This window comes from Microbacterium nymphoidis, from assembly GCF_021044885.1.
Classification (GTDB): domain Bacteria; phylum Actinomycetota; class Actinomycetes; order Actinomycetales; family Microbacteriaceae; genus Microbacterium; species Microbacterium nymphoidis.
This window is the reverse complement of the sequence record NZ_JAJNOD010000002.1, coordinates 60,091-82,843: the sequence shown is the minus strand read 5'-3', so window position 1 is coordinate 82,843 and position 22,753 is coordinate 60,091. Positions and strand designations below refer to the sequence as shown.

20 protein-coding genes are annotated in these 22,753 nt (G+C 68.7%); 6 read left to right on the top strand and 14 right to left on the bottom strand.

Annotated elements, in window-relative coordinates; all coding sequences use genetic code 11:
- Positions 1-69 precede the first annotated feature (69 nt).
- Positions 70-642, bottom strand: coding sequence for a GNAT family N-acetyltransferase (locus tag LQ566_RS09690; protein WP_231091481.1), 573 nt, complete (start codon positions 640-642; stop codon positions 70-72).
- A gap of 55 nt (positions 643-697) precedes the next feature.
- Between LQ566_RS09690 and LQ566_RS09685 the strand changes: the two genes are divergently transcribed.
- Positions 698-1,225 (top strand): GNAT family N-acetyltransferase, encoded by a 528-nt coding sequence (locus LQ566_RS09685; RefSeq protein WP_231091480.1) that lies wholly within the window; start codon positions 698-700, stop codon positions 1,223-1,225.
- Positions 1,226-1,379: 154 nt separating this feature from the next.
- Here the strand turns inward: LQ566_RS09685 and LQ566_RS09680 are convergent, their stop codons facing one another.
- The 4 genes from LQ566_RS09680 to LQ566_RS09665 form a co-directional block, all read right to left on the bottom strand.
- Positions 1,380-2,834: an ABC transporter permease gene (locus LQ566_RS09680; RefSeq protein ID WP_231091479.1), complete on the bottom strand. Its 1,455-nt coding sequence runs from the start codon at positions 2,832-2,834 to the stop codon at positions 1,380-1,382.
- Positions 2,831-3,592, bottom strand: coding sequence for an ABC transporter ATP-binding protein (locus tag LQ566_RS09675; protein ID WP_231091478.1), 762 nt, complete (start codon positions 3,590-3,592; stop codon positions 2,831-2,833). The genes LQ566_RS09680 and LQ566_RS09675 overlap by 4 nt, the downstream gene beginning before the upstream one ends.
- Before the next feature lie 190 nt (positions 3,593-3,782).
- Positions 3,783-4,430 carry a response regulator gene (locus tag LQ566_RS09670; protein ID WP_231091477.1) on the bottom strand — a complete coding sequence of 216 codons (648 nt, stop codon included), beginning with the start codon at positions 4,428-4,430 and terminating at the stop codon, positions 3,783-3,785.
- 11 nt (positions 4,431-4,441) lie between these two features.
- Positions 4,442-5,686 carry a sensor histidine kinase gene (locus tag LQ566_RS09665; RefSeq protein ID WP_231091476.1) on the bottom strand — a complete coding sequence of 415 codons (1,245 nt, stop codon included), beginning with the start codon at positions 5,684-5,686 and terminating at the stop codon, positions 4,442-4,444.
- Between the two features lie 285 nt (positions 5,687-5,971).
- Here LQ566_RS09665 and LQ566_RS09660 point away from each other — a divergent pair, with 285 nt between their 5' ends.
- Positions 5,972-7,417: a DUF6421 family protein gene (locus LQ566_RS09660; RefSeq protein ID WP_231091475.1), complete on the top strand. Its 1,446-nt coding sequence runs from the start codon at positions 5,972-5,974 to the stop codon at positions 7,415-7,417.
- 425 nt (positions 7,418-7,842) lie between these two features.
- On the opposite strand, the gene LQ566_RS09655 is transcribed toward LQ566_RS09660, so the two are convergent.
- Positions 7,843-8,496 carry a copper resistance CopC family protein gene (locus LQ566_RS09655; protein WP_231091474.1) on the bottom strand — a complete coding sequence of 218 codons (654 nt, stop codon included), beginning with the start codon at positions 8,494-8,496 and terminating at the stop codon, positions 7,843-7,845.
- A 468-nt stretch (positions 8,497-8,964) separates the two neighbouring features.
- On the opposite strand from LQ566_RS09655, the gene LQ566_RS09650 reads away from it, so the two are divergent.
- Entirely contained in the window at positions 8,965-9,456 is a 492-nt protein-coding gene (locus LQ566_RS09650) for an FBP domain-containing protein (RefSeq protein ID WP_231091473.1), read from the top strand.
- Between the two features lie 71 nt (positions 9,457-9,527).
- Here the strand turns inward: LQ566_RS09650 and LQ566_RS09645 are convergent, their stop codons facing one another.
- Positions 9,528-11,387 carry an alpha/beta hydrolase family protein gene (locus LQ566_RS09645; protein WP_231091472.1) on the bottom strand — a complete coding sequence of 620 codons (1,860 nt, stop codon included), beginning with the start codon at positions 11,385-11,387 and terminating at the stop codon, positions 9,528-9,530.
- Between the two features lie 214 nt (positions 11,388-11,601).
- Positions 11,602-13,482, bottom strand: a complete 1,881-nt coding sequence (locus tag LQ566_RS09640; RefSeq protein ID WP_231091874.1) for an FAD-binding monooxygenase — start codon at positions 13,480-13,482, stop codon at positions 11,602-11,604.
- 123 nt (positions 13,483-13,605) lie between these two features.
- Here LQ566_RS09640 and LQ566_RS09635 point away from each other — a divergent pair, with 123 nt between their 5' ends.
- Both LQ566_RS09635 and LQ566_RS09630 read left to right on the top strand, forming a co-directional pair.
- Positions 13,606-14,322 carry an IclR family transcriptional regulator gene (locus LQ566_RS09635; protein WP_231091471.1) on the top strand — a complete coding sequence of 239 codons (717 nt, stop codon included), beginning with the start codon at positions 13,606-13,608 and terminating at the stop codon, positions 14,320-14,322.
- A 2-nt stretch (positions 14,323-14,324) separates the two neighbouring features.
- On the top strand, positions 14,325-15,170 hold the full coding sequence (locus LQ566_RS09630) for an NAD-dependent epimerase/dehydratase family protein (RefSeq protein ID WP_231091470.1): 846 nt from the start codon (positions 14,325-14,327) through the stop codon (positions 15,168-15,170).
- Between the two features lie 6 nt (positions 15,171-15,176).
- Here LQ566_RS09630 and LQ566_RS09625 read toward each other — a convergent pair whose 3' ends face one another.
- Genes LQ566_RS09625 through LQ566_RS09600 form a run of 6 tightly spaced genes read right to left on the bottom strand, consistent with a single transcriptional unit; the run spans position 15,177 to position 21,700 of the window.
- Positions 15,177-16,280 carry a zinc-binding dehydrogenase gene (locus LQ566_RS09625; RefSeq protein WP_231091469.1) on the bottom strand — a complete coding sequence of 368 codons (1,104 nt, stop codon included), beginning with the start codon at positions 16,278-16,280 and terminating at the stop codon, positions 15,177-15,179.
- Positions 16,281-16,329: 49 nt separating this feature from the next.
- Positions 16,330-17,016, bottom strand: coding sequence for an HAD family hydrolase (locus LQ566_RS09620; protein ID WP_231091468.1), 687 nt, complete (start codon positions 17,014-17,016; stop codon positions 16,330-16,332).
- 25 nt (positions 17,017-17,041) lie between these two features.
- On the bottom strand, positions 17,042-18,157 hold the full coding sequence (locus tag LQ566_RS09615) for a TIGR03364 family FAD-dependent oxidoreductase (protein WP_231091467.1): 1,116 nt from the start codon (positions 18,155-18,157) through the stop codon (positions 17,042-17,044).
- On the bottom strand, positions 18,154-19,890 hold the full coding sequence (locus LQ566_RS09610; RefSeq protein ID WP_231091466.1) for a PhnE/PtxC family ABC transporter permease: 1,737 nt from the start codon (positions 19,888-19,890) through the stop codon (positions 18,154-18,156). The genes LQ566_RS09615 and LQ566_RS09610 overlap by 4 nt, the downstream gene beginning before the upstream one ends.
- Positions 19,887-20,720 carry a phosphonate ABC transporter ATP-binding protein gene (gene phnC, locus LQ566_RS09605; protein ID WP_231091465.1) on the bottom strand — a complete coding sequence of 278 codons (834 nt, stop codon included), beginning with the start codon at positions 20,718-20,720 and terminating at the stop codon, positions 19,887-19,889. Before phnC ends, LQ566_RS09610 begins: the two co-directional genes overlap by 4 nt.
- 41 nt (positions 20,721-20,761) lie before the next feature.
- Positions 20,762-21,700: a phosphate/phosphite/phosphonate ABC transporter substrate-binding protein gene (locus LQ566_RS09600; RefSeq protein ID WP_231091464.1), complete on the bottom strand. Its 939-nt coding sequence runs from the start codon at positions 21,698-21,700 to the stop codon at positions 20,762-20,764.
- A 176-nt stretch (positions 21,701-21,876) separates the two neighbouring features.
- On the opposite strand from LQ566_RS09600, the gene LQ566_RS09595 reads away from it, so the two are divergent.
- Positions 21,877-22,629 (top strand): GntR family transcriptional regulator, encoded by a 753-nt coding sequence (locus LQ566_RS09595; protein ID WP_231091463.1) that lies wholly within the window; start codon positions 21,877-21,879, stop codon positions 22,627-22,629.
- Positions 22,630-22,753 lie beyond the last annotated feature (124 nt).

The following is a 22,753-nucleotide window of genomic DNA, read 5'->3' as shown; positions in this document are numbered from 1 at the left end:
TATCGACAGGACAGACCAGGGATGAGCGGATCGGGCCCGAAGACCCACCATCCGCCCCAGGATGCGGGCTCAGACCAGCGAGCGCCGCATCAGCACCCGGGGGAAGCCGTCGAGAACGGAGCCGGTGTCGGCGGCCTTGGTGAACCCCGCACGCTCGAACAGGCTGCGTGTGCCGACATAGGCCATCGTGAGGTTCACCGGCTTCCCGCCGTTGTCGACGGGATAGCCCTCGATGGCGACCGCACCGCTGGCACGCGCGTGCTCCACGGCTCCGGCCACCAGCGCGTGCAGCACGCCCTGCTTGCGGTATCCGGGCTTCACACGGAAACACCACAGCGACCAGACGTCGAGATCATCCACGTGCGGGATCAGCCGGTTGCGGGCGAAGCTGGTGCCCGCTCGTGGATGCACTGCGGCCCACCCCACGGGGGTGTCGTCGAGATAGGCCAGCACGCCGGGCGGCGGGTCCTGGGCGCAGAGTTCCTTCACCCGGTCTGCCCGCGCCTCGCCGCGCAGCGAGACGTTCTCCTTGTTACCGATGCGATAGCTCAGGCAGAAGCACACGTTGGACGTCGGTTTCTTCGGCCCGACCACGGCCGCAACGTCTTCGAACACGACCGCTGGTCGCACCTCGATGCTCATGGGCCCCAGTGTGGCATGGGCCTCCGACATCGCCGCGGAGCTACGCTGGCGCATCGTGACCCCTTCGAGTTTCCGCATCCGCCAGGCCGTCCTCACCGATGCGGCGGCTCTCGCCGGCGTGCATGTGCGCGCCTGGCGCGAGGCGTACACGGGGCGCATGCCGCAGGAGCTGCTGGACGGCCTCTCCGTCCCGGACCGCACCGCCTCGTGGCAGCGCATCCTGCAGTCCGAGGCCGAATCGGACGCGCCATGGCGATCCTGGCTGGCCGAGGATGACGACCGCCGTGTGGTGGGATTCGTCTCGATCGGCCCCTCCCGCGATGATGACGCAGACATCACGGAGCACACCGAGCTGTACGCCCTCTACGTGCTCTCGGACGCCTACGGGACGGGCGTCGGGCAGGCACTGCTGGACGTGACATCTGCGCTCTCTCGCCCCACCTCACTCTGGGTGCTGGACGACAATCCGCGCGCTCAGGCGTTCTATCGACGCAACGGGTTCGCCTTCGACGGGGCCGAGAAGGTCGAGGAACGAGCCGGCGCATCGCTGCGGGAGCTTCGCATGATCCGCGACGTCCGCTGACGTACGCCGGACCGTCCCCGAGGCCCGAGCCGGGCTCCGGGAGATGCGCCGGAACAGGTCATGCGGCGATCGAGGAGGACACAGCACCTCGGTCGCCGCATGAGCCCGGTTCTCAGGCCGCGATCACGTCACCGGATTGGCGGGACGCACCTCCTCAGTCCGTGGCGAGGGCCTCAACGGGAACCACGCGCGTGGCGAGCCGTGTCGGAGCGAGTGAGGCGACGACCGTCAGGAGTGCAGTGGCCGCCACCACCCCCAGCATGAGCGTCCACGGGATGGTCGGCAGGATGAAGTTCGGCGTGGTCATCTCGGGCGGGACCGGGAGCGAGCCGAGCGTCGACTGCGCGCCGATCCAGCCGTAGGCCACCCCCAGCACGAGGCCGGTGGCGAGAGAGGCGATCGAGATGTGCGCCGCCTCCAGCAGCACCATGCGGCGCACCTGCTTCGCCGTGAAGCCGAGAGCGCGCAACAGCCCCAGCTCCCGACGGCGCTGCACCACGCCGATCGTCAGCAGGTTCACGAGACCAACGGCCGCGATGATCGCGGAGACGCCGACCAGGCCCATCATCACAGCGGCGAAGCTGTCCATCACCTGGCTGATCTGAGCGCCGATCTCCGAATCGGCGCCGCGCATCATCATCGCCTTGGCCGATTCGCTCGCCACCGAGAACATGGTGACCAGGGTCACGCCCATCACCACGCCGATCGTCATGCGCGCCGACCGCTCGGGATGGCGCATGGCGTTCTCGGCCGCCAGCCTCGCGGTGGGCGAGGAGCCGAACATGCGCCCGACCAGCGCGAGCACCGGCGGCATGATGAAGGTCGACCCCAGCGCCAGGCCCGTGAAGGAGAGAACGCCGCCGAGGAAGGCGATGGCGACGCCCATCGGGTTGATGAAGGTTCCGAACAGCAGGCCCCCGACCAGCAGGCCGATGCCCAGCACCAGGAGGGAGACGGCGGAAGCGGTGCGCGCGGGTCGGCGCACATCGTCCGCGGTGCGCTCCTGGGAGCCGGCGAGCGCCTGCAGCGGCGTCACCGTCAGCACGCGGCGCGAGCCCACCCAGGCGGCGGCCCAGGTCGTGAGAGCCACGGCAGCGGCGGGGATGACGATCCACGGCTGCAGCACGCTGAACGGCAGTTCGCCGACGCCGAGGGCACGGTTCACGAGGGGAAGCGCAATGGCGGCCGCGGAGGTGGCGAGCACCAGGCCGATCGCGGCACCGATGACACCGACACCCAGACCCTGGCGCGCGATGGCCGCGCGCTCGGATCGCGCCGATGCTCCGATCAGGCGCATCAGGGCGATCTGCCGCGTACGACCGGCCACGATGGTGGCGAACGTGTTGGCCGTCACGATGGAGGCCACGTACACGGCCACGCCGACCAGCAACACGCTCAGCATCACCACCACGAACATCGCGGTGGCGGACTCCCCGAGCACCGGGTTGTCCATCATCACCGCACCGATGTAGCCGGTGACGGTGACGAGGATCACGCCGAATGCCGAGCTGAGCGCGGCGATGAGGAGGCTTGATCCCATCCCCCGCTCCCGCAGCCAGCCGAGCGAGGGCGCGGCGCTCTTCGCCGGTGCGAGGACGGCGGCGGTCATGCGTTCACCTCGGCCGCGAGCATGTAGGAGGTGATCTGCTCCGGCGTCTGGCGCGGCTTGTCGGCGACGATGCGTCCGTCACCGAGGAAGATGACGCGGTCCGCGTACGAGGCGGCGATGGGGTCGTGCGTGACCATGGCGATGGACTGGCCGTGCTCGCGACTCGCGGCGGCGAGGAGCGACAGCACCTCGCGCCCCGTGCGGGAGTCCAGGTTTCCGGTCGGTTCGTCCGCAAACACCAGATCGGGCGCGGTGGCCAGCGCACGTGCGATGGCGACGCGCTGCTGCTGACCGCCCGACAGCTGATGCGGACGGTGCGTGAGGCGACTGCGCAGCCCGAGGGTGTCGACCAGCATCGCGATGCGCGCGGTCTCCTCCGCCGTGGGCTTGCGGCCATCGAGGTCGAGGGGCAGCTGGATGTTGCCCGCGACGTCCAGGGTGGGCACCAGGTTGAACGACTGGAAGATGAAACCGATGCGGCGACGGCGAAGCAGCGTGAGGTCGGTGTCCCCCATGCCGGTGATGTCGGTGTCGCCGATCCACACGGTGCCCGTGGACGGTGAGTCGAGACCGGCCATGATGTGCATCAGGGTGGACTTGCCGGACCCGGACGGGCCCATGATGGCGGTGAACTGTCCGCGACGCACGCCGACACTCACGTCGTCGAGCGCACGGACCTCGCCCTCACCCGAACCGTAGGTCTTGGTAAGGTGCTGGACGCGGGCGGCGAGCCCGAGGTCGGAGGTCGTGATCTGCATGCTTCCAGCCTCGTTCGCCGTGCGGTTCAGCCGCATCGCTCCCGCGCCCGATCCCGCTACATCCCGAGGATGATCCGCGATCCCCGCCCGTGAGACTTCCGCTGTGGGCGAGAAACGGCGCAACGCGGGGATGGTCGCCCACCGAGGGGAGTTTTGCCGTGTGGTGAGCGGACGGAATGCGTGCGGCGAATCAGGCGAGGCCGTGTTCGAAGGCGAAGACCACGAGCTGCACGCGGTCGCGCAGGCCGAGCTTGGTGAGGATGCGACTGATGTGCGTCTTCACGGTGGCTTCGGAGAGGAACTCCCGCGCCGCGATCTCGGCGTTGCTGAGGCCGCGGGCCGCGAGCGCGAAGATCTCCCGCTCGCGTTCGGTGAGCGTCTCGTACTCGGCGGGGAGCGGCATCGTCTGCGGGCTGGTGAAGTGGGCGAACAGATCCTGGGTCGCGGCGGCGGCGATGACGGCCGAGCCGGAGTGGACGGTGCGGATGGCAGCCAGCAGTGCCTCGGGTTCGGTGTCCTTGAGCAGGAACCCGCTCGCGCCCTGCTGGATGGCCCGGGCGGCGGCCTCGTCCAGATCGAACGTGGTGAGCATCACCACACGCGGTGCATCCGGCGTGCGCAGGATCTCCGCGGTGGCGGTGAGCCCATCCATCACGGGCATGCGGATATCCATCAGGACCACATCCGGACGGGTGCGCGCCACGACGTCGAGCGCCTCGCGCCCGTCCCCGGCCTCGCCCACCACGTCGATGTCCGGCTGCGAATCGGCCAGCATGCGGATGCCGGCACGGAACAGCGCCTGATCGTCCACGAGCACGACCCGGATCGAATCGGTCATGCGTACGCTCCTCAGCTGGTGGTGGCGGCGGACGAATCCGGCGCCTCTGCGATCTCGGTGATCGGGATGCTGGCGCGGATGACGAAGCGGTTACGTCCGTCGGCGACGTCAGCCCCCGCATCGAGTGTGCCACCCACAAGCTGAGCGCGCTCGCGCATACCGATCAGTCCGTGCCCGCCGGGGCGGGACGATTCCTGCGGATCGATCACGTTGATGACCCCCAGATCGACGCGATCCGGGTGCCACGACAGGTAGACGTCCACTCCGGAGTCGTCCCCGTGACGCATCGCGTTGGTGAGGGCCTCCTGCAGGATCCGGTACACCGCCAGCTGGATCGCGCCGGGCGGGTCCGCACGCGGACTGGGGTCCACGTCCACGCGCAGATCGACGCCGGCCTGGCGCACCTGTGTGTAGAGCATCTCCAGGTCGGCGAGGGTCGGCTGGGGTCCCTCAGCCTGGGAGTGGCGCAGCTGGGTCAGCAGCAGCCGGACATCGGAGAGGGCGCCGCGGGCCGTACTGGCGATGGTGCGCAGGGCTTCGGTCGCCGCCTCCGGGCGCGCCACCGACGCGTACCGGGCGCCATCCGCCTGAGCGATCACCACCGCCAGGGAGTGGGCGACCACGTCGTGCATGTCGCGCGCGATCTGCGTGCGCTGCTGTTCCGCGACGGCCAGGGCCTCGGCGATCTCGCGCTCGCGCTCCACTCGTCGGGTGCGGATGCGGTTGCGCATCAGCAGGCCGAAGGCCCAGCTCAGCCCCATGGATGCGATGCACGCGACGAACATCGCGGCCGTGATCACGGCGACGAGGGTGGGACTGGGTTTGTCTGCGGGGCCGGACGGGTTGTAGAACGCACCGGCGAGAGTCGCGAGTGTGACGTAGGCGGAAGCGAGAAGAGACCCCACGATCACCGATCCGAGTCCCCAGTACATCGTGCGTTTGGAGCCGTACGCCGATGTGGCGAACAGCACGATGAAGACCACGGGGATGATCACGCCGGGAATGAGGACGAACGCCATCGTTATCAACGCCGCCACCCAGGCCACCATGAGGGCCAGCGGCGGCGAGAGACGACGGATCGCGGCCGCGGCAGCGGCGAACACTGCGCTCAGCACCGCCCCGAACGCCGTCCAGCCATTGGTGGGTTCGATTCCCGTCGCCGAGGCGACGCCGATCACCGGCCACCCGATGAGCAGCAGCAGGGAGGCGCCGACGATGTCCCAGATCAGCTGGGAACGGCGTAGCGTGCGGAACACCCCTCCACGCTACGGGAGCCGCGCTCACGCCACATCCGTCTGCGGATGTACGGGCCGCGTCCGGGGCCGGCACTCGCGGATACCCCACACACCGCGAACGTGCGTCGGAGGTGCGAAATCCGCCCCGCATCGAGGGGAACGAACCGAGCCCGGACGCCCCCGAACTCAGCCGTCGTCAGGGGGAACCGGCTAGGATCGTCGCAACCCATTCACCCGCCGCCGCATTCATAAGACGTGGCAGCACGTCGCAGTGCAGCGGCCCGAGCCTCGAGATCGGAGGTTCCCATGTCCATCAGCCAGACCCACGAAACGCGTGAGCACAAGGCCGTCGTCGGAGAGCCCGAGGTCGTCGAGGACGGCCGCGCAGTCGGCGTGGAGGACTCGCCGCAGTGGCTCGCCCTGAAGGGTGCCGCCACCGAGCTGCAGACGCTGCAGGTGAAGGACGGCTCGGTTCCCGAGCCCGCCGATCACGCGCGCGCCACCGAGCTGGTGCAGACGATCATCTCGTCCGTCGACGCTCTCGCGCCGCTGTTCCCGCACGATGCGGAGTACCTGACCGCCCTGGTCGCCGACTTCCGGCGCTGGGCGCACGAGGGCTTCGGCGTTCCGGACTTCCTCGACTCGCTGGTGGCGTTCCAGCCGCAGCTGCACCGCATCGACGGCATCCGTCACCTCGTAGTGTTCCCGATGTACACGCAGAACGGCTCCCCCGACCGCCACGTGGAGGCGCTGATCGTCGAGGTCATCTGGCCCGAGTTCATCGCCGAGCTGGAGGCCGGCGACTACGGCAACAAGCTGTTCGTCTCGCTCCGTCTGATCGACTTCACCTCCGGCTACGACACCAACTCGGCGGTGCTGTTCCCCGAGACCGTGTCGATGCGCGAGATCCCCACCTTCACGTGGGGAGCGATCTTCCAGGATCGCGAGGCCGCGCGTTACCGCCGTGTGGTGGATGCGGCCGCGGAGATCACGAAGCTCGATCTCCCGGAGGACGCAGCGCGGATGCTCACCGACCAGAAGCTGGCCGAGGAGACGTTCGTGATGTGGGACATCATCCACGACCGGACGCATATGCGCGGCGACCTGCCGTTCGATCCGTTCATGATCAAGCAGCGCATGCCGTTCTTCCTCTATTCGCTGGAGGAGATGCGCTGCGACCTCACCGCGTTCCGCGAGAGCGTGAAGATCCAGCGGGCGCTGCAGGCGCGCAAGGACGCAGGCGAGGCGATCACCGAGGCCGAGGAACAGATGCTCGAGAAGGCGGCACTGGTGCAGTACGCCGTGCTGTTCGATCGCATCTTCCGCTTCGCGCTGACCGGCACGCGCGTGCGCAACTACGACGGGCTCGGCGGCCAGCTGCTGTTCGCGTGGCTGCACCAGCGCGGCGTGCTGCACTGGACCGACGTGTCGCTGGCGGTCGAGTGGGACCGCCTGCCCGACGCCGTGGTGGCGCTCGGTGACGCGATCGACGACCTGTACTGGCGCTCGATCGACCGCCCGAAGACCGTCCACTGGCTGGCCGCGTACGATCTGGTGCGCTCGGTCGTCACCCCGCACCCGGCGTCGCAGTGGAACCGCGGTCTGCCCGATGAGATCCTCCTCGGCGCACCCAAGGGCTACACCGACGCGGTGCTGGACGACGAGTTCCCGCTGTCGATGTTCTTCGAGGCCCTCGACAAGAAGATGGCAGACGTCATCACGTCGACCAAGGGCATTCGCGGCACCGACTGATCGCAGGCAGAAGCCCCTCGCACCGCTGAGTGCGAGGGGCTTCTGCCTGCCCGGCGGCGAGCAGGTCGCCGGAGCGGAGGTAGGTGCTCGACGAGGGCGGCGGGCCAGTGGATGCGAGGGGATGCATGCACCTCCACAGCCGCCCTCGTCGAGCGTCTCCGCGGATGGATCCGTCCTCCTGCGCACGGTTCGCCACGACCGGAGTCTCAGCGAGCCGTCCCGATTGCCCAGGACTTCCGATTCACCCCCCGAACGTACAGGTCGTCGTTCAGGTGGAGATCATGTCGACCGGACGTGCATGACGATTCGTCCTGCAGGTCCGCCCGATAGGTAAAAGCTACGTAGCCGCCCACCCACGTGTCAATTGCGGTTGCGGCGCGCCCTGGAATCGGTGCGGAATCGTCATCCGCGACCCGTTCCGGGACTCAGCCACGGGTGGCGCGGCGCCGCACCAGAACGACGCCCAGCACCGCCACCACGGCGGCGATCACGATGATTCCGACGATGATCCCGAGCACGGGGGATCCGCTGTCCGCAGGGGTCTCGGCGGATGGCGAAACGGAGTTCCCGGGCGAGGCCGGCGTCGCCGCGCCGGTCGACGACGGCGCCGATGTTCCGGTCGCCGCAGTCGCGTCGGCGCTCGGATCCGTGGCCGGTTCCGTCGCCGGCGCCTGCTCGGCCGCCAGCGTGAACGTCCAGTCGCCCTGCGTGGGGTGACCGTCGCTGGAGGTGATCTGCCAGTTGACGGTGTACACGCCGTTCGGCAGACCGGTCTTCAGCGGAATGGTGACGATGGTGCCTTCCACGGTCGGGGTGCCGTCGGCGTAGTCCACGCCATCCTCACCGCGCACCTCCGCGAACGTCCCCTCCGGATACATCTCCTGCGAGAACTCCAGGCCGATCGAAGTGGGCGCGGTGGTCACCGTCTCCCCCGCCGACGGCGTCGTGGCCACGAGCTCATCGTGTGCGAGGGCTGGAGCCGCCGCGAACAGGCTGCCGAGCATCGTGGTGAGCAGAGCCAGCACCACCAGCAGCGCGGTGCGCGGGCGTGCGAGGGCAGGGCGGGAGAGGGTGGACATGCAGAACTCCTGTCGGCGAACGTGGATCGTCCGTGTCGAGAAGCGACGGACGATCCTCCATTCTCGTCCTTTCCCGCTGAGGGCCGGCGCAGAGTGCACAGCCCCTGCCCGGCACCGAGGGAGTAGCATCGAAGAATGTCGTCGATGAATCCCGTGTTCGGGAGCAGGGAGGTCCGTGGCGTTCTCCGCGCCGCGGACAGAGGCGCGCGCCTCGCGCGCTGATCGACCCTCCGGTACCGGTTCTCCGAATCGCCGCCTCACTCCTGTGATGGCCGGCGTCGTGCCCGCACCGGCTCGGCTGAATGCAGCGCAGCCTCACGGTTCGCCCCTCTTCGATGGCGAACGTCCCCGCGGCGAACAGCGGTTTCCGCTGTTCGCCGAGCGTATTCACCGACACCGCGTCTCCCCGCGGTCCCGCGACGCTACCCGCGTACCGGGCCGCCGGCGAGGCGCTGACGAAAGACGACCATGCAGAACCTCACCGAGGCGCAGATCCGCGCCTCCTTCATCAACACCACCCGTTCCGAGCGCACGCGCGCGAGCATGCCCGAGTTCGACGACCTCTCCTGGGACAAGCTCGACTACCTCGGCTGGCGCGATCGCAAGCAGCCGCAGATCGGCTACGTCGTCGGCGTCGTCGACGGCGAGCCGGTCGGCGTGATGCTGCGACAGAGCGACACCAGACCGCGCAGCCGGGCACAGTGCACGTGGTGCACCGATGTCACACTGCCCAACGACGTCGTGCTCTTCGCCGCTCGGCGCGCGGGTGATGCCGGACGCCGCGGTGACACCGTGGGCACGCTGGTCTGCAGCGGGTTCGAATGCTCGCGCAACGTCCGCAAGCTCCCGCCGCTGCCGTATCCGGGCTTCGATCGCGAGGCCGCGCGCCTGCAGCGCATCGAGACGCTCGGCACGACGGTCGAAGCATTCCTGAGGGATGTGCGAGACCACACCGCCTAAGCCGCTTCATCGCGCGCAATTCGCTCCGATCCCACGGGTTCTGGAGCGAATTGCGCGCGATGAACGGCGGATCAGCCGGCGATCGTGATCGTCGTGCTGACGCTGCTGATCGTCGCGATCGCCGCCATGATCACCCCGCCGATGTAGGGGTTGTTCGTCGAGCGGTAGATCTTGCGCGAGATGATCACCGCCACGAACAGGAACGGGATCACGAACTGCAGCCAGATCCCGGCGATGCGGGACTCTCCGTCATGCCACGCGAGCTCGCCGGTGACCCCGAAGGTGATGTACTGAATCGCCACGAGGATGATCGCCGGCAGCGCGTTCACCGTGGCGAGGATGAGGGTGTTCAGCCACTCCCGGCCGTTCACCGCGAACCGGTTGAAGCTGTTCATCGCTACCGAGTTGAAGACGTAGAACGCAAGGAACAGCGGCAGGTAGAGCAGGATCAGCCCGATCTTGTCCGCATTGAACGTGGCGATGCCGAGCACGTACAGGCGCCAGTCGGACTGGAAGAAGTACTCGGTCGCGAACAGAATGAGCACGAAGGCGACCACGACGATCAGTGCGAGAAGGACCCCGAGCCAGAACCTGCGCCACCCCGGGAGCACGCCGATCGCACGGAGGTCCTGGCCGTTTCGGACACCGAACAGGCGGTAGGACGCGAACATGAGTCCGACGGCGACCAGGCCGTTGAATGCGGCCCACAGCCCGATGAACGACGTCGGTCCCTGCGGATTGATGCCGGGCGTTCCGGTGAAGGTGAAGGTCTCGGACCATGGGCTCTGCGCGAGGAGCTGGAAGCTCACCGCCGAGATGACGACGGAGAGCGCGAGCGATCCCCAGAGCCAGGCAAGGTCCCGCCCCCGCGGCGCAGCGGGCGCCGGAGAGGATTCAGCGCGCAGACCCGCGAACAGCCGGGTTCCGAGCAGAGCCTTCGAGAAGGCGACGACGAAGATGCCGAGCGCGACGAGTCCGAGTCCGTTGAACGCCGCCTTGATCTGCCATGTCTGGGACGAGGCGTCGATCGGGTGGGGCGCGCCAAACGCCTCATCGAAGAAGGACACGATGTCGTGCGCTGCCGTGGCCGAGAACGTCGCCCACGGGTGGATCTCCGCCGCGTTGTCGATGCGGCGGATCGCCTCCCGGCCATCGACCTGCTGGGTGTAGGACGTGTACGACTCGCGCGCGTCCTCCCCGGCCGGGTCAGCGCCGAAGTGCAGGAAGGACTGCGCCTCCACGGTCGACAGGTACTCGCGCGGCGTCGTGACGAGCGCACCGTCCGCGTCGTACGAGCGGAAGAAGAACTCGTCGTACTGGTCGGCGTAGACCGCGACATCGCGCCCGCCGTAGACGTCGGCGAACGCACCATCAGCGTCTGTCGTCACGGGGCTGCAGTCGACGAGGTAGGCGGCGGCGATGAGCTGTTCGGGCGCTTCGTTGTCGAGGGCGATCGCCGCGTTGGAGGACATGCAGCCCATCGAGTGTCCGCTCACGGCGATCTGCGAGGCGTCCACGTACGGCAGCCCGCTGAGCAGCAGCACCGCGTCGTACACTCCTGCCGCGTTGTCGGCGAGGGTCATCGCCGCGGCCGCGGTCTGGGTCGACGAGTCGCCGTGCGAATAGCGGTCGATGGACATCACGACGTACCCGCGCTTGGCGAGCTCGACGTAGTTGTTGTCCTGCATCTGCTTCTGGTTGTTGTACCCGTGGGCTAGCACGATGGCCGGTCGCGGGTCCTCGGCCGAAGCATCCTGGGGCACGAACAGGTAGGCGCTCTGGGTGAGACCGCTCGGGGTCTCCCACGTGAGCGTCTTCATGGCCACGGAACCGCCGGCGGTCTGAACGAGGGCTGATCCGAGACCGGAGAGGAGGAAGAGCACGAGCGACAGGACCAGCCAGAAGCTGTTGCGCGCGACGATGCGTTTCATCGGATTCCTAACGTCGTTGTTGGGGGGACCCTGGGCGTTCAGCGACTTCCCAGGTGCGGCTCAACGTACTCGGCGCAGGAGATCCCGGGTGAAGTCCCGCCGGATTCTGCACATATGTGCACGACCCATATCGACGTCACGGCATCTGTTTCATCGCGCGCACATGGCGCCAGAACCCGCAGGATCGGAGCGAAGTGCGCGCGATGAACGGGGCTCAGCGCTGCGGCAACATGTTGCCGGCGAAGAAACCGGTCAGTTCCTCGCGGGCGGTGAGCGGCAGGACGTGGGCGACGTACTGATCGGGTCGCACCACCACGATCGCACCCGAGCGTGAGATGCCCCGCTCGTCGAAAATGTCACCGCGCTCCGGATCCACGGCGTAGACCTTCTCGTAGTCCGTGAGCTGGAACGGACCGGTCTGCGGCAGGAAGATCGCCGGCACCCGGGCGAGGTCCACGCCCGTGTAGGGCTGCTGGTAGATCACCTTGACGTCAAACACGGCGTCCACGTCCGCCTCCCGGGGCGTGAACCGCAACACCGGGGAGTCATCGCTCTCCGCCAGCCAGGACGCGAGTTCGGACGTGGCCGGTGCACCATCGGCGTCGGCGAAGACGTAGATGCGCCAGCGGCCGTCGGCGCGGGCGTGGTGGCCCAGGTGCACGGGATTCGCGTCGGCGACACGAACCGCGCGTGCCGACTTGAATCGCTTGCCCACCGGGAACCCCGTCGCCAGATCCTGGTGCGACATGTCGCCCGTGATGGGGGACGCGACGTACTGGGTGCGAAAGCCCGCGGGGAACTCCGCCGTGGTGGTGTAGAAGTCCGCGAGCTCCTGCGGGCTGGAGAACTCCTCCGGCTTGCGCGCCATCATGGCCGACCACTCGCGATCGAAGTCGATGAGGTTCTGCGCGATCACCTGCCGCTCGCCCGAGTAGGTGTCCAGCAGCGAAGCGTCGCTGCGCCCCTCCAGCACCTGGCCCAGCTTCCATCCCAGGTTGAAGCCGTCCTGCATGGACACGTTCATGCCCTGCCCCGCCTTCGCCGAATGCGTGTGGCACGCATCGCCCAGGATGAACACCCGCGGTGTGCGCGAGCCGGTGAGCTCCTCCGGCACGTCATCGAACTTGGGCGTGACCCGGTGGCCCACCTCGTACACGCTGTGCCACGCGACGTTCTTCACGTCCAGCGAGTAGGGGTGCAGGATCTCGTTCGCCTTCGCGATGATCTGCTCGATGCTGGTCTCCCGCACCGCGCGATTGTCGGTGTGCGAGACCTCACCCAGATCCACATAGCTGCGGAACAGGTACCCGCCCTCGCGCGGGATGTGCAGGATGCTGCCGTGCGTGGAGTTGATGGCGCACTTCGTCCGGATGTCGGGGAAGTCGGTGTTGGCCAGCACGTCCATCACACCCCAGGCGTGGAAGGCCTGATCTCCGACGGGCTTCTGGCCGATGGCGTCGCGCACCCGCGACCGGGCGCCGTCCGCGCCCACGACGTACTTCGCGCGCACGGTGCGCGTGATGCCCTCCTGCTCGCCGGCGGTGCCGCGCACGTGCACTGTGACGGGGTACTCCCCCTCCCCGACCTGGAGGTCCAGGAACTCCCAGCCGTAATCCGGTTCGATGCGGGCGGGGCCGTTCTTCGCGTAGGCGGCGAAGTAGTCGAGCACGCGCGCCTGGTTCACGATCATGTGCGGGAACTCGCTGATGCCGTGCGGGTCGTCCGCCTCCCGGGCGGTGCGGATGATGTTCTCGGGGTGCTCGGGATCGGGCGCCCAGAAGTTCATCGCGGTGAGCTGGAACGCCTCCGCGATGATCGCCTCGGCGAAGCCGAACGCCTGGAAGGTCTCGTTGCTGCGCGCCTGGATGCCGTCGGCCTGACCGATCACGAGACGACCCGGCCGGCGCTCGATGAGTCGCGTGGTCGCCGTGGGGTACTCGGTCAGCTGCGCGGCCAGGAGCATGCCCGCCGGGCCCGAGCCGACGATGAGGACATCCATCTCGTCCGGCAGCTCATCGGGGCGGTCCACTCCGGTGCCTGCTGCGGGACGAACCCGCGGATCCCCGGAGACGTACCCGTGGTGGTGGAACTGCATCGTCACGATCCCTTCGACAACAGTGTCGATCTTCGGCTTGTGTTCGATATGCGAATCTGGAATTCTCATATTGAACGCGGCAAGAATAGGGCCGCGTGATCCCGGCCGCAAGAGGCGAGAGACATGACCGCATCCGCTCCCCCGTCGCAGACACTCAGCCGTGGCGTCCGCATCCTGGAGGTGCTGGCCGACGCCTCATCCGCGATGACCATCGACGACCTCGCGACGGAGCTGCAGCTGCACCGCTCGATCGTGTACCGATTGCTTCGCACATTGGAGGAGCACGCCCTGGTCTCCCGTGATCCGGCGGGTCTCGTCTCGCTGGCGCCGCGGCTCGCCTCCCTGGCGGCGGCCGTGTCGCGGGACCTGCAGGCCGCCGCCCTTCCCGAGCTCACGGCGACGGCGAACGATCTCGGCATGACCTGCTTCCTCGCCGTGCTCGACCGTGACCAGTGCGTCACTCTCGCGAGCGTCGAACCCCATCACACCGTGGCCACGATGGTGCAGCATCCCGGCGCGAGCCACCCGGTGTGGCGCGGCGCTCCCGGCAAGGCGATCCTCACGGAGCTTCCGGTACAGCAGTGGCCCTTCCCGCCGACAGCGGATCTCGTCGCCGAGGTGGACCTCTTCCGCGAGCGCGGGTGGGCCACCAGTCATGACGAGGTGATCCCGACGGTTCGCGCCATCGCCGTGCCGCTGCGCGTGCGCGGACAACGACCCGCGGCGATCGCCGTGGTCCACATCGGAGACCGCGAGGACGCGCCGGCCATCGCCGCGCGGCTGCAGCAGGGTGTGGCCGCCGTCCGTGACGCCCTGGGCGATCGAGGGCCTACGGTGTAGCTATGCGCATTGCACTCACCGGAGCCTCCGGCAAGCTGGGAACCGTCGTCGGCCGCGAACTCCGGGCGAGCGGACACACCGTGATCGGGCTGGACGCGGTGGGAACGCGAGCCCCGGACTTCGTCCAGGTCGACCTCACCGACTACGGCCAGGTGATCGACGCGCTCACCGCGGTCGGGGACACCCACGACGGCTTCGATGCCGTCGTGCATCTGGGCGCGATCCCGGCGCCCGGCATCCGCGCCGACGTCGCGACGTTCCACAACAACATCACGGCGACGTTCAACGTGCTGTGGGCCGCCGTGCGCCTCGGTATCACCCGCATCGTCACGGCATCGAGTGAGACCGTGCTGGGCCTCCCGTTCGATGTTCCGCCGCCTTACGTCCCGGTGGACGAGGAGTACCCCGCACGCCCCGAATCCACCTACTCGCTCTCCAAGCACCTGGAAGAGCAGCTCTCGGTCCAGCTCACCCGGTGGCACCCCGACGTGTCGATCTCGGCGCTGCGCTTCTCCAACGTGATGGTGCCCGAGGACTATGCACGCTTCCCCTCGTTCGACGCCGATCCGCTGCTGAGAAAGTGGAACCTCTGGGGATACATCGACGCCCGTGACGGTGCGCAGGCCGTGGAACGCGCCCTGGAGGCCGCGATCCCCGGGTTGAACGCCTACATCATCGCAGCGGCGGACACCGTGATGACGACGCCGAACAGTGCGCTGCTCGCCGCCGTCTTCCCTGATGTCCCGGTTCGCGGCGACATCGAAGAACACACCACGCTGCTGTCCATCGACAAGGCGCGCCGGATGCTGGGGTACGAGCCGCAGCACTCCTGGCGCGACGAGGTCTGAGCCGCCTCAGCGGCGCGGATCGATGCCGACGCGGACGTGCTCGCCACTGCGGGCGAGTGTGATCGCGTCGTCGAGCTGGGACAACGGCAGTACCGCGCCGACCAGCGACTCGAAGGGATAGCGTCCGGCCGAGCCGCGAAGGAAGGCGATCGCGTCGACGAGATCCCGCGGTGCGTAGTTGTGGATGCCGCGCACTGTCAGACAGGTGCGCACGATGCGCTCCGGATCCAGCGGCACCGACTCGGTCGGAAAGACACTGCCGACGAGCGCGATCGCACCGCCCACCGCCACGGCGTCGAACGCGGCGAGCACGGCGGAGCGTGCGCCGGAGGCCTCCAGCACCGCGTGGATCTCGCTCTCGCAGAGCCCGGCGACGATCTCCGCCAGATCCTCCCCCGGCGTGTGCACGCCCGCGGCGCCGAAGCGAAGCGCCTGCTCGCGGCGACGCGGGTCCGGGTCGCTGACGATCACGCGCGCCCCGCGCTCGGTGGCGATCGCGGTGGCCGTCAACCCGATGAGTCCCGCTCCGCTGATCAGCAGCACGGCGCCGTCCAGGTCGATCACCTCGTCCAGCGCGGTGACCGCGGCCCACGCGGTCGCGGTGCCGCACGCGGCCGGGGCGAGCACCGATCCGGGGAGCTCTTCGGCCACGCGGACGATCGCCGTTCCCGCGCGCAGATGCACGTGCGTGGCGAAGCCGCCGGTCAGCTCCCAGTGCGCTTCGACGCGTTCATGCCCGTACTTGCGCAGCGCACGACACTTCTGCGGAACGCCACGGCGGCACCGGTCGCACGAGCGGCAGGCCGTGAAAATCGACCACGTGACGCGGTCACCGATGTTGAGGCGGCTGCCATCGGCAGCGCGGGCCCCGTCAGCCCCGAGCGCGGTGATGCGCCCCACGTACTCGTGACCGAGCACGAGCGGCACGGGAGCCGCCCGATGACCGGAGACGGTGTGGACGTCGGAGCCGCAGACGGTCGCCAGCTCCACCTGCACGAGGGCATCCCCCGCTGCCAGCACCACGCCCGGCACGGCGATGGTCTCGTGTGGTCGTCCTTCGCCGATCCACACCTGTGCCAGCGCCGCGGGCGACAGACGTACGTCGGTCATCGGTGACGCCGGGGGGAGAACGGCCGTCGGCGGCACAGTCGCCACCGGCTCAGACCGCCAGTGCGGGGACGTCACGAATCTCGGCGACGGAGCCGAGCACGACGTCGGCACCGGCGGCGGCCAGCACCTCTTCATCGTGAGCACCGCTGGTGACACCGATCACGAGTCCCGCCCGCGCCGAAGTGCCTGAGCCGACGTCGCTGGCGGTGTCGCCGATCACGGCGACGGCGGACATCGACGACACCCGCGCGCGCAAGGCGGCGGCCAGCACCAGATCGGGGTACGGGCGCCCGCGACCCGCGTCGACAGGCGACAGCGCGCCGTCGATCAGCTCCCGCCACCCGAGCGCATCGATGATGGCGTCCCGCGTGACGGGTGCGAACCCCGTGGTCAAGATCACCATGCGCCCCGCGGCACGCTGTGCACGAAACAGGTCTTCGGCACCCGGAATCGCCTCCGCACCGTCGGTCGCGATGAGCTCGGCGTACGCGGCCTCGAACGCCGCCGTCGCCTCCTCCGCGCGGGTGCGATCGCCGCCGGCGAGGTGCGTGAAGACGTCGATCTTCGACTGGCCCATGGTGTCGCGGACGTACTGCAGCGCGGCGTCCCAGCCATGCGCGGCAGCGACGCCGGTGGCCTCGGCAGCGCGCTGGAATGCGCGCTCGACCACGCCGTCGTCGCGCACCGTGGTGCCCGCCATGTCGAGGACGATCAGTTCGATGGGGGTGCTGGTCATGTTTCCTTCTTCGGAGGGGGTGCCGTCAGGCCGTGGCCAGGGCGGGAAGCAGAGGGGCGAGCGTGGTCTCGGCCAGACCGAGACCGGTCGTCATGCCGATCCCGGTGGTCGCGGTGAGCACCGCGATGCCGGGAGTGGTGATGTCGACGAGGAAGTCCTCCGGCGCGCTGGCGTACACGCCCTGCCAGCGCTCGATCACCTGCATCGGCGATCCGAACAGCGTCTCGGCTTCCGTGAGCAGGAGGTCGCCGGCACCCTCCGGCTGGAACGGCTCGATACTGCCTCCGCGGACGTGGGTGTCACCGACGATCAGCGTGCCGTCGGGCAGCTGCGTGTACATCTGATTGAGATCGAGGGCGGCGAGGTCGGGACGTTCGGCGTGGAGCCGCTCCCGCACGGCCACCACTTCGGGCAGTTCGGCAAAGCGTCCATAGCGGGTGAGCGACCAGCCGGTCAGCAGCGGCGCATCGAGGGGGGATCGCAGATCGGTTCGCACGCGCAGCATGTCCAGCCCGCAGCGCTGCACGCCGGCCGCCTCGGCGAGATCGGGAAGCAGCTGGTCGATGTCGTGGTTCACCGCGACGACGACGAGCCCGGCTGTGATCGTCCCCCGGGAGGTGACGACTTCGCCTTCCGACACCGATCCGACCGACGTACGAAGCAGGAACTCCACCCCCCGCTCCGCCAGGTAACGACGGATCGCCGCGGCGGCCGTGCGCGGGTCGGTCTGCAGATCGGTGCGGATGTGCGCGCCACCGATGGCCACTCCGGGGGCGAGCGGGATCCGCTCCTCTGTCTCTGCGGCTGACAGCACGTCGATCCCGCCCGACTCGGCAGCGGCCGACAGCAGCGCGAGCTCGTCCTCGTGGCGGGCGACCACGAGGGTCCCCGACTCGCGGAGCCAGAACCCTGCCTCGCGAGCGAGCGTCAGCCAGATTCCGCGGGCCTTGTCACCGTAGCGCCGGGCCTGACCGGTCTGCGCCCCGATGCAGAGGTGTCCGAAGTTGCGGATGGTGGCGCCGTTGGGCTCGGCCGACCGATCGATCACGATCACCCGCTGACCCCGACGGACCGCGGCGTACGCGGCGCCCAGGCCCACGATTCCCGCACCGACGATGGCGACGTCATAAGAGCTGTTCATCGGAAGACCTTCCGCATCCACATCGACAGTCCTTCGATCACCAGCACGGTGACGAGGATCATCAGGACGATCGCGGTGACCATCCCGTAGTTGGCGCCCTGGCTGGCGTTGAGCAGGTAGTAGCCCACTCCCCCGCCGCCCACCACACCCAGAATGGTGGCGGCGCGGACGTTGGTGTCGAGCATGTAGAACACGTGCCCGATGATGGCGCGCGTGCCCTGCGGCACGGTCGCACCGGCGTACACCTGCAGGCGTGTGGCACCGGTGGCCACGAGTGCCAGCTCGGGACCTCGTCGCACCTCCTCGAACGAGTCCGCGAGCAGCTTGCCGAGCAGTCCGATGCCGCCCACCGCGAGCGCGATCGTGCCGGCCTGCATGCCGAGTCCGGTGATGACGATGAGCACAATGGCGAGGATCAGCTCCGGGATGCCGCGGATGCCGACCAGCAGGAAGCGCGCCACTCCTCGGGTGCCGGGGTTCGGGGCCACGTTGCGGGCAGCGAGGGAGCCGAGGATCACCGACGGGATGAGGGTGAGCAGCGTCGCCGCGAGCGCGATCGCGACGGTCTGGCGCATCGCCTCGAGCATCTTGTCCACGCCGTACGCGCCGAAGTTCGGCGGCCAGAACTGCGCAGCCACCTCCGGGATCCGCGCCCACACGGAGCGGAAGTCGCCCCAGTTGATCTGGCACACCCAGACACCCGCGATGACGAGCACGACGGCGATCCAGCCCGCGGCCACGTTGCGCACGCGCGCGGCGGTCCAGGGGCGTCGCAGCGCCGTGACGGGGCTGGCGGCCCAGGCGGGCGTGCGGGCGACGGGAGCCGATGCGGATGGGCTGCGACGCACGCGTGCGACGAGGCGGTCCGCCCAGGTGCGCTGGGCCGCATCGCGCCCGAGCATGGCAGCACGCACCGACGAGGAGACGATCTCCATCACCACGCACAGGATGAAGATGACCAGCGCGATCCCCAGGCCCAGCCCGTAGTTCAGCGCCTTGAAGGCGTACGACATCTCGAGGCCGAGGCCCGCGACCCCCACGTAACCGAGGACCACGGACCCGCGCAGATTGATGTCGTTGCGGTGCAGCACGGTGGCGATCCAGCTGGGCAGCACCTGCGGCAGGATACCCGCGGAGAACTGCTGCAGCTTCGATCCGCCGGCGGCGCGGATCGCCGTGCGCGGCCCTTCGTCGATCTGCTCGATGGCGTCCGCGAACATCTTGGAGATCATGCCCACGGAGTGGATGCCGATGGCGAGGATGCCGGGCAGGGCCCCGAGGGAGAACATCAGCACGAACACCATCGCCAGCACCACATCGGGCAGCGCCCGCGTGAACACGCCGATGAAGCGGGCGGCGGCGCGCCAGGCGCCGGAGGGCGTGGTGTTGGATGCAGCGAGGTAGGCGACCGGGACCGAGATAACCGCTGCCAGGAGCGTGCCCGAGAGCACCAGTCCGAGGGTGAGTGCGATCTGTCCGAGCAGGTCGCCGAACTCGGGGAAGGAGAGCGAGCCGACGCGGCTGAAGAAGTGCTCCGCGTTGGACCAGCTCGCCAGCATTCCGGGGAGGGAGATGTTCACCTCGGCCAGCGAGGCGACGGCGAGACCGGCGATCACCACGAGGGTGACGGCAGCCGAGATGCGCTCGGGACTGATCGGCCGCTTCGGGGCGCGTTCGGCAACACCGGCCGTGGCGGCCGGGCGCAGCGACGCCGGGGCGGTGGCCGTGCTCACGCGACGGACTCCGAGGTGAGCTCGCCGCCGAGCAGCTCCGTCTGCACCGCGGCCAGCTCGGCGGTGGTGGTGGCGACGCGGCCGTAGATCTCCATGACCTGCGCCTTGGTGAGTCCATCGTTCGGGAGGTCCAGCACCAACTGGCCGTGCCGAAGACCCACGATGCGATCGGCCCAGGAGATGGCGAGGTCGACCTGGTGGAGGGTGCAGAGCACGGTGAGACCGTCGTCGGCGGCGATCTGGCGGATGAGGCCCATCACCTGCTCGCTGGATTCCGGGTCGAGGGAAGCGACCGGCTCGTCGGCCAGCAGCACCTCGGGGTTCTGCATGAGCGCGCGAGCGATGGCGACGCGCTGCTGCTGACCTCCGGAGAGGGTGTCGGCCCGCTGATAGGCCCGATCGAGCAGGCCGACGCGATCGAGGTGGCCGAGTGCCGCCAGCTTGGCGGCACGGGAATAGGAGAACAGGCCGAGGCGTGGCCCACGCACCGTGCTGAGCGAGCCGGTGAGCACGTTCTCCAGCACGCTGAGGGAGGGCACCAGCTCGAACTGCTGGAAGATGAAGCCGACCCGCGAGCGCAGGGATCGGAGCTTGCGTCCGGAGAGGGAGGGCACCTCCTCCCCCAGCACCTGGACGGACCCGGACGTGGGGGTCTCGAGGCCGTTCAGGTGCCGGAGGAGGGTGGACTTGCCAGATCCCGAGAGACCGAGCAGCACGACGATCTCGCCGCGATCGATCGTGAGGCTCACGTCGTCCAGCGCCGTGGTGGCACCGTAGACGCGAGTCAGGTTCGTGGCCTCGATGATGGGGGAGGTCGCCGCGTCGCTCATGCTCTATCTCTCGTGATTCGTGCGGATCCGATGGTCTCGGATCAGGCCTGGCACTGGGTCGCGTTGGTCTTCTTGCAGATGTCGCGGATCAGGTCGTAGTACGCGTCGTCGACCGGCTTGGTCTCGTAGAACACGCTGCGGAAGCCCTCGGTGTCGGCGCTGGTGATGCCGGCGTCGATGATCTGGTCGATCGTCACGTCGGAGAGGATCTCGACGAGCTTGTCGGAGGTCTCCTTCGGCAGCGTCGTCGAGTAGACCAGCGGGGCGCCGGGGACCATCGTCTTGTCGATCGATTCGACCTTGTCGCTCTTGGCGACTTCGCTGTCCTCGGCGAAGCCCGCCTCGCACTCCTTGCCCTCGCCGACCTTCGCGACAGAGACGTCGTGCTTGCCCGCGAACACCGGCGTGATGTCCTTCTCCGGGTCCACGCCCGCGTTCAGCAGGTTGTAGGAGGGGAAGAGGTAGCCGGAGGTGGAGGACGGGTCCACGAAGCAGACCTTGTGGCCCTTCATGTCCGCGATCGTCTTGATGTCCGAGCCCTTCGGGACGATGGCCTCGGAGTAGTAGCCCGGCTCCTGGCCCTCCTTGGTGACGATGGAGGAGATCGGGGTGAGCTTGGCGCCGTTGTTGGTTGCCGTGACGTACGTGAAGCCGGAGAAGGAAGCCACGTCGACCTTGCCGGCGATCGCGGCCTCGATGAGGGCGGCGTAGTCGGTGGACTCGTGGTACTCCACCTTCTTGCCCGTCTCCTGGGCGATGTAGTCCATGAGGGGCTGATAGTTGGTCTGGGTGGCGGCGGAGTCGGGGACGACGCCGAAGACCAGCGTGTTCTCGTCGATCGCGTAGCCGCCCTCTGCGGAGGAGGCGGCGCCGTCGGTGGCCGGGGAGGCCGAGGCGTCGCCGGAGCAGGCGGCGAGGCCGAGGGCGAGCAGCGTGGCGCCCGCGAGGAGGAGGGGCGCCTTGGTTGCACGGAGGTTCATGATTGCCTTTCGGTGACGGATGGAACCTCGGACAGACTGACACGCCGCTCCGCGAGATGTATACCTATCTCGGAACAGTTCGCGACTTGTTCACCTAACTGTCGATCCGGTGAACGACACCCACGCGCTCCCCCCGCGCGCCCGCAAGGCATCGGGGCGGCTCATAGGATGGCGGCATGGCCGAAGTGGTGTACAAGCAGATCGCGGACGAGCTGCGCGAGCGCATCCTCTCCGGCCTGCTCGCGCCCGGCGCCGACGTTCCCACCGAGGCGGAACTCGCCCAGCAGTGGAACACCTCGCGCGGCCCGATCCGCAACGCCCTGCTGACCCTTCGTCAGGAGGGACTCATCGAGACGGGCCGGGGACGCCCCGCCCGGGTCACCTCCCGCAAGCCCAATCAGGCGGTCGACGTGTCCATCCCCTTCACGCGCTGGGCAGAGGGCATCGGCGCCGTCCCCGGAGCGGATACCCAGGAGGTGTCGCTCCGACGCGCCGGACCGGAGAAGGCGGCACTGCTGGGCGTCGAAGCCGGCGCTCCGATCGTCGAGGTCCTGCGCCTGCGCCACCTGGACGGGCGCCCGGCCATGCTCGAACGTCTCACCTTCCTCGAAGACGTGGGGCGGGTCCTCTTCGAAACCGATCTGGACGCCGTCTCCATCACCGAGTACCTCGAGCAGCGCGGGCATCCCTCTTTCTCCATCGACCATGAGATCGACGCCGTCGCTGCCGACGAGGTGGACGCCGAACTGCTGCAGGTGCCGCTCGGCTCCCCCATCCTGCGCCTGCGCCGCATCAGCCACGACGCCGACGGGCGCATCTTCGAGGCCAGCGATGACCGCTACCTGCCGGACGTGATCCGCTTCACGGTCTCGGCTTCGGGCCGCTCTCGCACCGGCGACGCCTACGTCCGCCCCCTGCGCGCTCTCTGAGAGATCAGAGCGGGCAACGGGTGGATATCGCCCGTTCCGCCGGCGGAACCGAGGCCGGATTGTTGGGCGCAGCCCGGATCATCCTGGATCATGTGTTCGACGAACACCGAAGAGACGCGGAGGT